Raw genomic sequence first — 15,163 nt, 5'->3', positions numbered from 1 at the left:
CAACCGGCCGGGGCCGGAAACGCGGTACGCCCCCACCCTAGGCAGGCGGAATCGGTGCGCCGACGAAACGCCCGGGACTTGTGACGGATCTGGTACGTGTCGTGCACCGCATACGGATGATTCGGGGGGACACGGTGTGTGCCGGACCGCGGGCCGGGTGGACCGGCCGTCGGGCCCGGCTGTCGGGCCCCGCCGTCAGATCCAGCTGTTGAACCACATCCGGCGGCGCCAGTCCTCCAGCGGGATGGTCTGGCCGGTGAAGAGCGGGAAGAAGAACAGGAAGTTCCAGACGATCAGCAGCACCAGCAGGCCGGCCGCCGCGGAGCCGATGATCCGGCGGTCCCGGGAGGCGCCGGGCGGGCCGATCAGGGCGCCGACCAGCATCGTCACCGCGAGCACCAGGAACGGGACGAAGACCACCGCGTAGAAGAGGAAGATCGTCCGCTGCTGGTAGGCGAACCACGGCAGGTAGCCCGCGGCCAGGCCGCACAGCAGCGCGCCGGCCCGCCAGTCCCGCCGGAACGCCCAGCGCCACAGGCAGTAGACCAGGGCCACCACGGCCGTCCACCACAGCAGCGGGGTGCCGATGCCCAGCACCTCGCGGGCGCAGTCGGCGGCGGTGCAGCCGGCCTGTCCCAGCTTGGGGGACTCGTAGTAGAAGGAGACCGGTCGGCCCAGCACCAGCCAGGACCACGGGTTCGACTGGTAGGTGTGCGGGTCGCTCAGGTGGGTGTGGAACTCGTAGACCGTCGAGTGGTAGTGCCACAGGGCGCGCAGGCCCTCGGGTATCCACGGGTAGTCGGTGGAACGGCCGACCGCCCAGTCCCGGCCCCAGCCGCCCTTCCCCGGGGCGTTGCTGCTGGCGAACCAGCCCCACCAGGACGCGACGTAGACCGCCAGCGGGACCACGACGACCGACACGAAGGCCGGCGCCACGTCCCGGGCCAGCACCGCGCGGTACGGGCGCGGGGCGCCGGCCAGGCGGCGGGCGCCGACGTCCCAGAGCGCGGTCATCAGGCCGAACGCCGCCATCACGTACAGGCCGCTCCACTTGGTGGCGCAGGTCAGGCCGATGCAGACGCCGGCCGCGATCCGGTACGGGCGCCAGCCCAGGCCCAGCCGCTGGGCGAGCTCCGGGTTCTCGACCCCGCCCAGCTTCTCGGCCAGCAGCGCCCGGGTGCGGTCGCGGTCCAGCAACAGGAAGCCGAAGGCGGCGACGATCCAGAACATCACCACCAGGTCGAGCAGGGCGGCCCGACTGAGGACCAGGTGCAGGCCGTCCACCGAGAGCAGCAGGCCGGCCACGCAGCCCAGCAGGGTCGAGCGGAACATCCGGCGGGCGATCCGGGCCAGCATCAGCACCGACAGCGTGCCGAGCAGGGCCACCGCGAAGCGCCAGCCGAAGGGGTTCATGCCGAACAGCTGCTCGCCCGCACCGATGATCCACTTGCCCACCGGCGGATGGACCACGTACGAGGCGGCCGACCGGTACGGGACGGCCGCGCCGGGCGTCATGATCGTCGCGTTGGCCTCCTCCGGCCAGCTGATCTCGTAGCCGCCGTGCCAGAGCGCGTAGGCGTCCTTGGCGTAGTACGTCTCGTCGAAGATGATCGCGTGCGGCTGGCCGAGGTTGGTGAACCGCAGGATCCCGGCGAACACCGCGACCGCGACCGGGCCCAGCCAGCCGGACCAGCGGCACAGGAAGTACCACAGGCCCTGCGGCAGCGAGACGCCCAGGCGCAGCAGCAGCGGCGACTGCGGCACGTCGCGCGGGGTCACCCGGGGGCCGTCCGGCATCGGCGGCACCAGGCGCTCGGCCAGCGGCGCGGTCGGGCGGGCGCGGTAGCCGTGCGCGGCCAGGCGCTCGCGCCAGGCCGGGGGTGCGGTCCGGGGTGAGCGGGGAGACGGCAGAACGACGCCGCCCCGCGCGGAGTGGTCCGTACCAGTGGGCGTCTGCGCCGCCGTGTCGCCGTTCATCCGCCACATCGTAGGGGCGCCCTTCGTACGCGTGTCCGCTCCCTCGGAAGCTGCCCGAATCGTCACCAAAAGCCCCCGGCGGCCGCAGCTGGAAGGATGGGGCCCGTGACAGGAGTACTCGTTCTCGCAGGCACCCCCATCGGCGACGTCTCGGACGCCCCGCCCCGACTGGTCCACGAACTGGCGACGGCGGACGTCATCGCCGCCGAGGACACCCGGCGGCTGCGCCGGCTCACCCAGGCACTCGGGGTGACCCCGGCGGGCCGGGTCGTCTCGTACTTCGAGGGCAACGAGGTCGGCCGCACCCCCGAACTGGTCGAGGCGCTGCTCGGCGGCGCCCGGGTGCTGCTGGTCACCGACGCCGGCATGCCCTCGGTCTCCGACCCCGGCTACCGGCTGGTCGCCGCGGCCGTCGCGGCGGACCTCAAGGTCACCGCGGTGCCCGGGCCGTCCGCGGTGCTCACCGCGCTCGCGCTGTCCGGCCTGCCGGTCGACCGCTTCACCTTCGAGGGCTTCCTGCCGCGCAAGACCGGCGACCGGGCCCGACAGCTCGCCTCGATCGCCGCCGAGCCGCGCACCATGGTCTTCTTCGAGGCGCCGCACCGGATCGCCGAGGCGCTGACCGCGATGGCCGAGGCGTTCGGGCCGGAGCGCCCCGCCGCCGTCTGCCGCGAGCTGACCAAGACCTACGAGGAGGTCAAGCGCGGGCCGATCGGCGAGCTGGCGGCCTGGGCCGCGGAGGGCGTCAGGGGCGAGATCACCGTCGTCGTCGCAGGCGCCCCGCCGGCCGCGCCGCAGGAACTGACCCCGGCCGAGCTGGCCCGGCTGGTGGCCGTGCGCGAGGAGGCGGGGGAGCGGCGCAAGGAGGCCATCGCGGCGGTCGCGGCGGAGCTCTCGCTGCCCAAGCGGGAGGTCTTCGACGCGGTCGTGGCGGCCAAGAGGGAAGGCTCGGCCGAGGGCCTGAAAAAGGGGTGAATTCCCGGGGGTTGCGTTGCGCACGGGGAGTCGTACCTTGGAGGGAAGGCCCCGGTAAACACCCGCTGAGCTGAAGTTTCGGTCGCGGTTTTCGGTCCGGGGGAGGCCCTTCGTATAGGGCTTCCCAATCCGCATCCAAGTCTTCACAAGTGGGGCATCGGCCGGGGCGGTCCGGGCATTTCCTGGAATGGAAAGACCCAGCCGGGCGAGCGCCCGGCGGGCGCTGGGAGACGGCTATGAGCGACATTGTCGGTAACCCCCGCGGTGGCAACGCGCTGAGCACGGCCGGACTGGCCGGGCGGGCGCACACTCCCGTCGAGACCGTCCGGGAGGCCTACTCCTTCGCGTGCCTGCGCTGCGGGTACGGCTGGGAGCAGGCGTACGACATCGAGCACCACGTGTCCAAGGACGGGCACGTCGTGTTCGAGTACCACGCCAACGGTGTCCGGGTGCCGTCCCCGCTGCTCAAGCCGACCTGCCCCGGGTGCGGTGGCCACACCGTCCGGATCATGCGCGAGGGCCGGGTGGCCTCCGCCGACCGGCCCTCGCACCACGCCCCCGGCTACCCGGCGCACGCCGAGCCGGCCGGGCCGCCCCCGGTGCCCGCGCCCGCCAAGCCGCGCGGACGCTGGGCCCGGTTCTGGTCGCGGCTGCTGGGCTGACCCCGGAGGCCGGCGGGCCGACCCCGGAGGCTGCCGCGCTGATACCGGAGGGCGCGGGGCTGACACCGGAGGACGCGGGAAGGGCCGCCCCCGGCCGGGACACAACTCGGTCGAGGACGGCCCGCGTCCCCGACTAAGCTTTCCGACCATGGCGGCCACTGCAGACCACAGCACCACCGGGACGAACGCCCCGGCGTACTACGTTTCCACCCCGATCTACTACGTCAACGATCGCCCCCACCTGGGCCACGCGTACACCACCGTGGCGGGCGACGTCCTCACCCGCTGGCACCGCCAGCGCGGTGAGAAGGTGTGGTACCTGACCGGCACCGACGAACACGGTCAGAAGATCCTGCGGACCGCCGAGGCGAACGGCGTCAGCCCGCAGGAGTGGTGCGACAAGCTGGTCGAGGAAGCCTGGAAGCCGCTCTGGGAGCACCTGGAGATCGCCAACGACGACTTCATCCGCACCACCCAGCAGCGGCACACCGACCGCGTGCAGGAGTTCGTCCAGGACCTGTACGACAAGGGCGAGATCTACAAGGGCGGCTACTCCGGCCCGTACTGCGTCGGCTGTGAGGAGTACAAGCTCCCCAACGAGCTGCTCGACGGCGCGAGCGAGGACGAGAAGCTCTGCCCGATCCACAAGAAGCCGGTGGAGTGGCTGGAGGAGGAGAACTACTTCTTCCGCCTGTCGGCCTACGGCGAGAAGCTGCTGGAGTTCTACGCCGAGAACCCCGGCTTCATCGCCCCCGAAACCGCCCGCAACGAGGTGCTGCGCTTCGTCGAGCAGGGCCTGCAGGACCTCTCGATCTCCCGCTCCACCTTCAACTGGGGCGTGCCGCTTCCCTGGGACGAGAAGCACGTCCTCTACGTGTGGGTCGACGCGCTGCAGAACTACATCACCGCAGCCGGCTACGGCAGCGACCCGGAGCGCTTCGCCGAGCTGTGGCCGGCCTCCGTCCACCTGGTCGGCAAGGACATCCTCCGCTTCCACGCGGTCATCTGGCCCGCCATGCTGATGGCCGCCGGCCTGCCGCTGCCCAAGCGGGTCGTGGCCAACGGCTGGCTGATGGTCGGCGGCGAGAAGATGTCCAAGTCCAACCTGACCGGCATCGCGCCCACCGACCTGACCTCGCACTTCGGCGTGGACGCGTACCGCTACTACTTCCTGCGGGCGATCCCGTTCGGCACGGACGGCTCGTTCTCCTGGGAGGACTTCACCGCCCGCTACACCTCCGAACTCGCCAACGACTTCGGCAACCTGGCCTCCCGGGTCGCCGCGATGGTCGGCAAGTACTTCGACGGGGTGCTGCCCGCGGCCACCGCGCCCGGCGACGCCGAGCAGGCCGTCGCCGACGGGCTGACCAAGGCCGTCGCGACGGCCGACCGGAAGATCGGCGAGGAGCTGGACTTCGCCGGCGGCCTCGCGGCGATCTTCGAGTTCGTCAAGCAGGTCAACGGCTACATCACCGAGCAGGAGCCCTGGAAGGTCGCCAAGGACGAATCGGCGGAGGGCCGGGCGCGCCTCGCGACCATCCTCTACACCGCCGCCGAGTCGCTGCGCGCCACCGCCGTCCTCCTCAACCCGGTGATGCCGACCACCGCCGAGAAGCTGTGGGACTCGCTGGGCGCCGAAGCCGCCGGGCTGGGCGCGCTGCCCGCGCAGACCATCGCCACCGTGGCCGACTGGGGCCGGCTGCCCGCCGGTGCCACCGTCACCAAGGGCGAGATCCTCTTCCCGCGCCTCGAAGAGAAGCCGGCCGCCTGACATGGCCGCCAAGGACGACGACCGGTCGACCCCGCCGCCGCTGCCGCAACCCCTGGCAGTGGCGGTGGCCGACTCGCACACCCACCTCGACATGCAGTCCGGCACCCCGGCCGAAGGCCTGGCCCGAGCCGCCTCCGTCGGTGTCGCCACGGTGGTCCAGGTGGGCTGCGACGTGCCCGGTTCGCGCTGGGCCGCCGAGCTGGCGGCCCAGTACGAGCAGGTGCACGCGGCCGTCGCCCTGCACCCGAACGAGGCGCCGCGGATCTTCCTCGGCGACGCGGACGGCTGGTCCGGTCAGCAGCGCAAGGCCGGCGGCGCCGCCGCCCTGGACGAGGCACTCGCCGAGATCGACCGGCTCGCCGCCCTGCCGCAGGTACGGGCGGTCGGCGAGACCGGGCTGGACTACTTCCGCACCGGGCCGGAAGGCGTCGAGATCCAGAAGGAGTCGTTCCGCCGCCACATCGAGATGGCCAAGCGGCACGGCAAGGCCCTGGTCATCCACGACCGCGACGCCCACGAGGACGTCATCGCCGTCCTGCTGGCGGAAGGCGCCCCGGAACGGACCGTCTTCCACTGCTACTCCGGCGACGCCGACATGGCCAAGACCTGCGCCCGGCACGGCTGGTACCTCTCCTTCGCCGGCCCGGTCACCTTCAAGGCCAACCAGCCGCTGCGGGACGCGCTGCTCGCCACCCCGCTCGACCGGATCCTGGTCGAGACCGACGCCCCCTTCCTCACCCCGCACCCCTACCGCGGCCGGCCCAACGCCCCGTACCTGATCCCGGTCACGGTGCGCTCGATGGCCGCCACCCTGGGGCTGCACGAGGACGAGCTGTCGGCGGCCATCGCGGAGAACACGGCGCGGGCCTTCGGGTACTGAGCGTTCGGTCGGAGTCGCCGGTCGGAGTCGCCGGTCGGAGTCGCCGGTCGGCGGGGCGGTCGGCGGGGCGGTCGGCGGGCCGGTCGGAGCGCCCGGTCGGTCCGGTGGGTCCGCCCGGTCGGGTCCGGCGCGTCGGGGCGGGCGCCCGCGCGCCCGTATCCTTGGCGCGTGAGCACCACCGACCCCACCCCTGACAGCCACCTGCTGGGCGCCGCCGACATCCGGGAGCTGGCGGCCGCGTTCGGCGTGAAGCCGACCAAGCAGCGCGGGCAGAACTTCGTCATCGACGGCAACACCGTGCGGCGGATCGTCCGGGCCGCCGGGGTGACGGAGCAGGACGCGGTGGTGGAGGTCGGGCCGGGGCTCGGCTCGCTGACGCTCGCGCTGCTCGAGGTGGCGCGGCACGTGACGGCGGTCGAGATCGACCCGGTGCTGGCGCAGCACCTGCCGGACACCGTCGCGGCCCGGATGCCGGGCAAGGCCGACGCCTTCGACCTGGTCTTCAGCGACGCCATGGAGGTCACCGAGCTGCCCGGGCCGGCGCCCACCGCGCTGGTCGCCAACCTCCCGTACAACGTGGCCGTGCCCGTCCTGCTGCACATGCTGGCGACCTTCCCCAGCATCGAGCGGACCCTGGTGATGGTGCAGAGCGAGGTCGCCGACCGGCTCGCCGCCAAGCCGGGCAACAAGGTGTACGGCGTCCCGTCGGTCAAGGCCAACTGGTACGCCGACGTGAAGCGGGCCGGCGCCATCGGACGGAACGTGTTCTGGCCCGCCCCCAACGTCGACTCCGGGCTCGTCTCCCTGGTCCGCCACGAGCCGCCGAAGACCACCGCCAGCCGCACCGAGGTGTTCGCGGTCGTCGACGCCGCGTTCGCCCAGCGGCGCAAGACCCTGCGCGCCGCCCTGGCCGGCTGGGCCGGCTCCGCCGCCGGGGCCGAGCAGGCGCTCGCCGCCGCCGGGATCGACCACAAGCTGCGCGGCGAGATGCTGACGGTCGAGCAGTTCGCCGCGATCGCCGAGCACAAGCCGAAGGCGGGCGAGGACAAGCCGAAGGCAGGCGACGAGTGATCACCGTACGGGTGCCGGCCAAGGTCAACGTCCAGCTGGGGGTCGGCGGGCTGCGCGCCGACGGCTTCCACGACCTGGCCAACGTCTTCTTCGCCGTCGCCCTCGGCGACGAGGTCACCGCCACCCCGGGGCAGGGCGTCACCCTGACCTGCTCCGGACCGGACGCCGCCGCCGTCCCGCTCGACGACACCAACCTCGCCGCCCGCGCCGCCCGCCTCCTCGCCGCCCACCACGGCATCGCCGACCCGGGCGTACACCTGCACATCGCCAAGGCCATCCCGGTCGCCGGCGGCATGGCCGGCGGCAGCGCCGACGGCGCCGCGGCACTGGTCGCCTGCGACGCGCTGTGGCAGCTGGACACCCCGCTCGGCACCCTGCTGGAGCTGGCCGCCGAGCTGGGATCGGACGTGCCGTTCGCCCTGCTCGGCGGCGTCGCGCTCGGCCGCGGCCGGGGCGAGATCCTCGAACCGCTGGCCGTCGAAGGCACCTTCCACTGGGTCTTCGCGGTCGCCGACGGCGGCCTGTCCACCCCCGCCGTCTTCCGCGAGTGCGACCGGCTGCGCGACGAGGCCGGCACCGGCTCCAGCGACACCGACGTCCCCACCCCCGACGCCGACCAGGCCCTGCTCGCCGCACTCGCCGAAGGCGACGCCGTCGCCCTGGCCGACGCGCTCGCCAACGACCTCCAGCCCGCCGCGCTCTCGCTGCGCCCCGCACTCGCGGACACCCTGCGGGCCGGCACCGAGGCGGGCGCCCTCGGCGCGCTGGTCTCCGGCTCCGGGCCGACCTGCGCCTTCCTCACCAAGGACGCCGACGCGGCCGCCGCCGTCGCCCAGGCCCTGCGGGCCTCCGGCACCTGCCGGACGGCGCACGCGACGTACGGGCCGGTGCCGGGGGCCGCGGTCCAAATGTAAGGCGCTGCCCTTGTGGTGGCGCCGTGCCGCGTCGCCCGGCGCGGTGCTGCGCCGTGGCGCGGCGCCGCGGGAGCAGTGCGGTGCTGCGCCGTGGGACGGTGCCGCGGGAGCAGTGCGGTGAGGGTGTCGCCGCTGGCGCATTAGGCTGGGGAGATCGGGGTGTCCCCGAGACAGGGGCGGCGGGCCGCCCCCGCGACCGCCGAACCCTGGAGCGCAGCACACGTGGCCGTCAACCTCGCCACCATCGAGTCCGTCACGAAGGTCTACGGCACCCGCACCCTGCTGGACGCGGTCAGCCTCGGCGTCAGCGAGGGCGACCGGATCGGCGTCGTCGGCCGCAACGGCGACGGCAAGACCACCCTCATCCGGATGCTCGCCAAGCTGGAGGAACCCGACAGCGGCCGCATCACCTGGAACGGCGGCCTCGAGCCGGCCGTCCTCACCCAGCACGACTCGCTCGACCCGAAGGCCACCATCCGGCACGAGGTGATCGCCGACCGGGCCGACCACGAGTGGCTCGGCGACGCCCGGATCCGCGACATCATCGAAGGCCTCTTCGGCGGCCTCGACCTGCCCGGCTTCGCCGACGGCCTCGACACCGTCATCGGCCCGCTCTCCGGTGGCGAACGCCGCCGGATCGCCCTCGCCAAGCTGCTGCTCGGCTCACCCGAGCTGATCATCCTGGACGAGCCCACCAACCACCTCGACGTCGAGGGCATCAACTGGCTCGCCGAACACCTGCAGAAGCGCCGCTCCGCGCTGGTCTGCGTCACCCACGACCGCTGGTTCCTCGACCAGGTCAGCACCCGTATGTGGGACGTCCAGCAGGGCGAGGTGCACGAGTACGAAGGCGGCTACTCCGACTACGTCTTCGCCCGCGCCGAACGCTCCCGGATCGAGGCCGTCGAAGAGCAGAAGCGCCAGAACCTGGCCCGCAAGGAACTCGCCTGGCTGCGCCGCGGCGCCCCCGCCCGCACCTCCAAGCCGCGCTACCGCATCGAGGCGGCCAACGCGCTGATCGCCGACGTGCCGGACCCGCGTGACAAGTCCGAGCTGATGAAGTTCGCCAACGCGCGCCTCGGCAAGACCGTCTTCGAGCTGGAAGACGTCACCGTCAAGGCCGGCCCGAAGCTCCTGCTGGAGAACCTCACCTGGCAGCTCGGCCCCGGCGACCGGATCGGCCTGCTCGGCGTCAACGGCGCCGGCAAGACCTCGCTGCTGCGCGCCATGCGCGACGCGTACGCGAGCGAGGGCGACGTGCAGCCCGCGTCCGGCCTCATCAAGGTCGGCAAGACCGTGCGGCTCGCCTACCTGTCCCAGGAAGTCGTCGAGCTCGACCCGACGACCCGGGTGCTGCAGGCCGTCGAACAGGTCCGCTCGCGCGTCGACCTCGGCAAGGGCCGGGAGATGAGCGCCGGCCAGCTGTGCGAACAGTTCGGCTTCGGCAAGGACAAGCAGTGGACGCCGGTGGGCGACCTGTCCGGCGGCGAGCGCCGCCGCCTCCAGCTGCTGCGGCTCCTGATGGACGAGCCCAACGTGCTGTTCCTGGACGAGCCGACCAACGACCTGGACATCGAGACGCTCAACCAGCTCGAAGACCTGCTCGACGGCTGGCCCGGCTCGATGATCGTCATCAGCCACGACCGCTTCTTCATCGAGCGCACCACGGACGTCGTCCACGCGCTGCTCGGCGACAAGAAGATGCGGATGCTGCCGAACGGTGTGGACGAGTACTTGGAGCGGCGGGCACGGATGGCCGCCCAGGCCGCCGCCGTCGCCGCCCAGGCCGCTCCTGCCGCGGCCTCGTCGGCCGCCGGGGCCGACGCCGCTTCCGGGCTGTCCGGCGGCGACCTGCGCGCCGCCAAGAAGGAGATGCAGAAGCTGGAGCGGCAGATCGCCAAGCTGGACCAGAAGGAATCCAAGCTGCACGCCCAACTCGCCGAGCACGCCGCCGACTTCTCCAAGGTCGCCGAACTGGACACGCAGCTGCGCGCGGTCCGGGAGGAGAAGGAGGAGCTGGAGCTGAGCTGGCTGGAGCTGGCCGAGCACGTCTGACCTCGCGGTTCGGCGCCGGTCGCGGTTCGGCGCCGGTCGGGGTTCGGTGCCGGTCGCGGTTCGGCGCCGGTCGGGGTTCGGTGCCGGTCGGGGTTCGGCTAGTCGCTCGCCAGAAGCGTTTCGAGTTCGTCCGCCGCACGGCCCAGCGCGCTGAGCGTGGGGTCGTGCGGCGTGGTCGGGCGATCCGTCGGTGCGGTTGGCCCGCTCGGCGCGGTCGGGTCGTCCGACGGTGCGGCCGGCGGACGGTGCGCGCGGGCAGCGGCGGTCAATTCGTCCAGCGCCCGGCGGACCCGATCGACCTCAGCCGGATCCGGCACCCGGCCGCCGAACCGGATCTGCGCCGCGAACGCCGCCACCGCACCACCCAGCCGCTCCAGCGCCGCCGTCGCCGGCAGCCACCGCTCGGCCGGCCGGCCCAAGGGCGGCGGCTCGACCAGCCCCTGCCGCACCTCCTGCCGGGCATCCGCCAACGCCCGGTAAGCCGTCCGGCGCAGCCACACCTGGGCCCGATCGGCACGACCGGCAGCCACCGCGTCGAGATAGGCCCGCAACGCCGTCGTCGCCTCCACCAGCCGGGGCTCGATCCGATGGCGCGGGCGCTCCGGCCACAACAGGTACCCGAAGAGCAGGACGATCGCACTGGCCACGACCGAGTCCAGGACGCGAGGCCAGAACTCCGCCGCACCGCTCCCGCCGCCGAGCTGCAGCAGGACCAGCGCCATCGGCGTCATCACCACGGTGTTCAGCCCGTAGTGCGCCGCCGTGGCATACGGCAACAGGGCCACGCACAGCACGGCCACAGCGGTCAGCGCCCACTCCTCGGTGGTCAACACCAGCAGCGCCGCCGCCACCGCCACCCCCAGCACCGTGCCCACCGAACGGCTCACCGCCCGCAGAAACACCGAACCGAGATCCGGCTTCAGGACGAAAGCGATCGTCATCGGCACCCAGTAGCCCTTGCTGAGCGGATAGTTGGCCGTCACCGCCGAGCCGACCGCGATACACAGCGCGACACGCAGCCCGTACCGGACCGACGCCCCCGACAACAGCCGCACCCGCAGCACCTGCAGTTGTCGGCGCACGGGCGCGGGCGCGACATCGAGCCGCGCGTCACGGCCGGCCACCCAATCGGCAGCGGCCCGCAGAGCCACGTCCAAGGCCTGCCGGGCCGGCGTATCCGGCCGCCACCCGGGAACCACGACCTCACCGCCACCCCGCCGCACGGCAGCCGCCAGACGACCCGGCACCGCGGCGACCTCCGGCGGCACCGGGCGCCGCGCCCACAACAGGCCAGTCGCCGCCTCGGTGACCGCCAGAGCGGCCTCGTACCCGCGAGCGACAGAAGGGCTCCCGCCAGGGAGGAGATCCTGCAGCTGGTTCAGACAGGCCGTCAACGCCTGGCGCGAGGCAGCCGCCCGCGACGTGCCCACGTCGGCCAAGGTGCGGCCCAGCGCCTCGTACACGGCAGCCAGCGCCCGACTGCGCGGATCAGCCCCCGGCCGGCCCGGCACCCCCACCGGCAACCCCAGCAACACCACCAACCCCGCACCGACCAACACCATCGGCGCCGCCGCCCACCACGGCCCCGGCAGCGGCATCCCGCTCCCCAACGCGGCCGACACCAACAGCAACAACCCCGCCGCCGACCCACGCGGACCCGTCGCACTCACAACCCCGGAAACGAAACCGGTCAACGTCAGCGCGGCCCCCAGAACGAGGCCGTCCGCATCGGCCCGCTGAAGACCCGTACCGACCAGCATGCCCAGCGCGGAAGCCGACACCGCGACCCCGATCCGCCCCGCCCGCAGCCACGACGGCTCAACCCGATCGTTCATCGTCGCGTGCATCGCACCGAGCGCCGCGAACACCCCCAGATCCAGCCGATGCACCGACAAGCCCACCACCAACGGCACCGCCACACCCACCGCCGCCCGGGACATCAACACCCACGGCAACGGCGACCACACCGGCCGCGCGGCACGAGCCCACCAGGGAACGGCCTTCGGAGAACCCATGCGAACACGTCCGTCCTGCGGCCTTGAGTCGCTGCTGTGCGACATTGCGCGGCAGATGGGGCGTACCGGGTCAGTCTACCCAGCGGCCGGGACGGCAGGCTGTACGTGTCAAGTTCGTACCGATCGCGTACGGGCCGGCCAAGGTCCCTGCCAGTCCGACAGGGGTGGTGGCTACGATGACGGAGGCGAAAACCGCCCACAGGGCGGTCGGTTCGCCGACCAGAACGGTACGACGACGGCACGACCCAGAAGTTGACGGTGTGTTGCGGCACGGACCACCCGGGACGCCCCGGGCAGCCAGCCGTACGGGGGAGAGGTGAACTGCTGTGGCAGACAAGAGTGCATCTAGTTCGGGGACGCCAACCCCTTCGGCGAGCCCTTCGGCCAGTCCGACTCCGAGTCCATCGGCGACTCCTTCACCGAGTCCTTCGCCCAGCCCGTCTCCGAGTCCTGCACCGAGTCCTTCGGCGAGTCCTGCACCGAGTCCTTCGGCAAGCCCTTCGCCCAGCCCGGCTCCGAGTACTTCGGCAGACCCCTCGGCTACCGACCCGAACAGCCCGGCGCCGCCGGACGACACGCCGTTCATGCTGAGCGACCCGTTCGGACCATTCGGGTTCGGGTTCAACCGGGTCGTCAGCACCGTGCAGACGAACTTCAGCGCCAACGACCTGGTGTCGGCCTTCGGCAAGCAGGACGTCAAGGTGGAGCTGCAGACGCTCTCCGCCTTCGCCGCCAAGGTCGAGGCGCTGCTCGCCGCGATGGAGGGATCGGCGGCTGCGCCGTACAAGCTCGAAGAGCAGAAGGTGGAAACCGCGCACTTTGCCAGCGCGAAGTTCGACGAGGCGACGGCCCTGACGACCGCCTACGGCAAGGTCCACACTCAGCTCGTCAAGTTCCACAAGGACTTCGTCAAGCAGGTCCAGGCGATGCAGGAAGCCGTCGCGACGACGCACGGCAACTACTCGACCAACGAGGACAACACGACCGCCGACCAGAACGCGGTCGCGAAGAATACGGGCGGGACCTCGCCGACGGCGGGATCGAACGGGTCGGCTCCGAGGTCCAACGCAGGCCTCTGACGGCGGGACGATGGGCCACAAACGGGGAGACGGGGAAGAGGCCATGGCAGGCGAATCCAAATACAACGACATGAAGCATCCCGCCCTCAGGGCGATGGTCGACAAGACAATGCCCGATGTGGTGCTGAGGCGGGCTGCTCAGCTTCAGGACGCTGGTCGCGTACTGGGGGAACTCAGCACCGCTCTCCAGTCACACCTCGGCCAGGTCCACTGGGAAGGGCCGGCGGCAGAGAACTTCAAGACCTGGGTGGGAAACCTCTACAAGTCCGCAGACATCATTGGTCAGCACTCGACGACCGCCGGTGGCGCGATGACCCAGGCCGGTGAAGCACTCAGCACGGCCAAGGTCGCGATGCCCCAGCTTCCGGCAGATGCGATGAAGGTGGTCGCCAAGTATGAGGGGCAGACCGTTCCCGCAGGTGTGGAGGCCAAGCTCGCCGTCGGCCAGACGGTCGACAGCTACATGAAGGGCCTTCCGGGCAGTCAGGACTGGGTGAGCTCGGCCGAGTACACACAGGCCAAGGCGACGGTCGAGAAGGAGCGGCAGGAAGCCGCGCATCAGGTGGAGAACCTGGCTCAGGCTTACAGCGCAGCGACGGCGACCCTGAACGGGATCCCCGACGATGTGACGCTGCCGGGGACGCCTGAGACCAACCAGAGCAGTTCCTCCTCGGCATCGAGTGGTGGTGCTGGTGGAGGCGGTGGCAGTTACGGCGGTTCCCACCGCAGCTCGTATTCGGGCGGCGGAAGCGTTGGAGGTGGCCACAACCCGTCCGGCGGCAGCTACGGCGGCGGCTCGGTCACCCCGTACAACCCGGGATCGGGGTCCACTGGTCCGTCCGGCCCGGGCCACACCACCCCGACCCCTCCGTACAGCGGAGGCCAGGTTCCGCCCCCGCCGCAGGACCCGGGCTCCTCGATCCCGCCGTCCCACCCGTCGGACCCGGTCAACCGTCCGGGCACCGGCCTGGACAGCCTGCCGACCGCGCCGACTCAGACCGGCCCGTCCGGCCCCGGCGGTGGCCCCCTGCCGACTGGCGGGCCGACCACCACCCCGACCTACCCGAGCGGCCCCAACGGCCCCGGTGGCGGGCCCAACGGCCCCGGTGGGGGTCCGATGCCCGGCTTCCCGGTCGGGCCTGGTGGCGGTTCGGTTCAGGCCAAGGGCGGTGGCCCCGGCTACCTCCCTGGCAAGGGTGGCAGCGTCAGCCCTCGCACGCCGTTGGCCGGCCAGACTCCGGGCAAGAGCGGGACTCCGGGGCTTCCCTCCGGGACGGTCTTCGGCCCTCGCGAAGCGGGGCCGGGCGGCGGCCGGGTCGGCGGACAGAACAGTGCGAACGGCATGGGCACGCACCCCGGCATGGGAGGCGGCCACGGCGGCGCCGTCGGTGCGGGCGGCAGCTCGCGTGGCCGGGGCCTGGCCTCGACCACCGGTGGCGCGGTCGGCGGCCGCAAGGGACCGACAGCCGGTGGAGAGTTCACCCCGGGCGGCACGGGCCTGCGCAACCGCGCCGCCGCAGCGGGAGCCGCCGAGGGCGGTGCCCGGCCCGGGCAGAACGGCATGATGGCCCCAGGTGCGGCGGGCCACGGTAGCCGGAAGGAACGGGACCGCCGCAACCGCGCGGACTACCTTCACGAGGACGAGGAGACCTGGACGAGCGGTACGCCGCACAGCAACCCGGACGTGGTTGAGTAGGACGGCAACGACTGCCCGGCCACTGGGCTCTCCCAGTGGCCGGGCAGGCTTGTTCGGGGCACGCTTCC

The 15,163-nt window shown here is 72.3% G+C and carries 12 protein-coding genes; 9 read left to right on the top strand and 3 right to left on the bottom strand.

Annotation, left to right across the window (positions count from 1 at the left end):
• Positions 1-195: 195 nt before the first annotated feature.
• Positions 196-1,986, bottom strand: coding sequence for a dolichyl-phosphate-mannose--protein mannosyltransferase (locus tag ACZ52R_RS07945; protein ID WP_465616674.1), 1,791 nt, complete (start codon positions 1,984-1,986; stop codon positions 196-198).
• A gap of 96 nt (positions 1,987-2,082) precedes the next feature.
• On the opposite strand from ACZ52R_RS07945, the gene rsmI reads away from it, so the two are divergent.
• From rsmI to ACZ52R_RS07910, 7 genes are all read left to right on the top strand, one after another.
• Positions 2,083-2,952 carry a 16S rRNA (cytidine(1402)-2'-O)-methyltransferase gene (gene rsmI / locus ACZ52R_RS07940; RefSeq protein ID WP_465616676.1) on the top strand — a complete coding sequence of 290 codons (870 nt, stop codon included), beginning with the start codon at positions 2,083-2,085 and terminating at the stop codon, positions 2,950-2,952.
• Between the two features lie 236 nt (positions 2,953-3,188).
• On the top strand, positions 3,189-3,614 hold the full coding sequence (locus ACZ52R_RS07935) for a hypothetical protein (RefSeq protein WP_360494266.1): 426 nt from the start codon (positions 3,189-3,191) through the stop codon (positions 3,612-3,614).
• A gap of 148 nt (positions 3,615-3,762) precedes the next feature.
• Positions 3,763-5,385, top strand: a complete 1,623-nt coding sequence (gene metG / locus ACZ52R_RS07930) for a methionine--tRNA ligase (protein ID WP_465616678.1) — start codon at positions 3,763-3,765, stop codon at positions 5,383-5,385.
• A 1-nt stretch (position 5,386) separates the two neighbouring features.
• Positions 5,387-6,265, top strand: a complete 879-nt coding sequence (locus ACZ52R_RS07925) for a TatD family hydrolase (RefSeq protein ID WP_465616680.1) — start codon at positions 5,387-5,389, stop codon at positions 6,263-6,265.
• 168 nt (positions 6,266-6,433) lie between these two features.
• Positions 6,434-7,336, top strand: a complete 903-nt coding sequence (gene rsmA / locus ACZ52R_RS07920) for a 16S rRNA (adenine(1518)-N(6)/adenine(1519)-N(6))-dimethyltransferase RsmA (protein WP_465616682.1) — start codon at positions 6,434-6,436, stop codon at positions 7,334-7,336.
• Positions 7,333-8,250 carry a 4-(cytidine 5'-diphospho)-2-C-methyl-D-erythritol kinase gene (locus tag ACZ52R_RS07915; protein ID WP_465753106.1) on the top strand — a complete coding sequence of 306 codons (918 nt, stop codon included), beginning with the start codon at positions 7,333-7,335 and terminating at the stop codon, positions 8,248-8,250. The genes rsmA and ACZ52R_RS07915 overlap by 4 nt, the downstream gene beginning before the upstream one ends.
• 222 nt (positions 8,251-8,472) lie before the next feature.
• Complete coding sequence (locus ACZ52R_RS07910; RefSeq protein WP_465616891.1) at positions 8,473-10,305, top strand: ABC-F family ATP-binding cassette domain-containing protein; 1,833 nt, start codon at positions 8,473-8,475, stop codon at positions 10,303-10,305.
• 98 nt (positions 10,306-10,403) lie between these two features.
• Here the strand turns inward: ACZ52R_RS07910 and ACZ52R_RS07905 are convergent, their stop codons facing one another.
• Positions 10,404-12,320 (bottom strand): FUSC family protein, encoded by a 1,917-nt coding sequence (locus ACZ52R_RS07905; RefSeq protein ID WP_465753104.1) that lies wholly within the window; start codon positions 12,318-12,320, stop codon positions 10,404-10,406.
• A 345-nt stretch (positions 12,321-12,665) separates the two neighbouring features.
• Positions 12,666-12,800: a hypothetical protein gene (locus ACZ52R_RS07900; RefSeq protein ID WP_465616688.1), complete on the bottom strand. Its 135-nt coding sequence runs from the start codon at positions 12,798-12,800 to the stop codon at positions 12,666-12,668.
• A 104-nt stretch (positions 12,801-12,904) separates the two neighbouring features.
• On the opposite strand from ACZ52R_RS07900, the gene ACZ52R_RS07895 reads away from it, so the two are divergent.
• Entirely contained in the window at positions 12,905-13,399 is a 495-nt protein-coding gene (locus ACZ52R_RS07895; protein WP_360494249.1) for a hypothetical protein, read from the top strand.
• A gap of 10 nt (positions 13,400-13,409) precedes the next feature.
• The gene (locus tag ACZ52R_RS07890) at positions 13,410-15,095 is read left to right on the top strand and encodes a WXG100 family type VII secretion target (RefSeq protein ID WP_465753102.1); all 1,686 of its coding nucleotides are present in this window, start codon (positions 13,410-13,412) and stop codon (positions 15,093-15,095) included.
• Positions 15,096-15,163 lie beyond the last annotated feature (68 nt).

It is taken from the genome of Kitasatospora sp. NPDC034023 (assembly GCF_055575795.1).
Note: the sequence above shows the minus strand (reverse complement) of the source record. Positions and strands in the feature narration are given on the sequence as shown.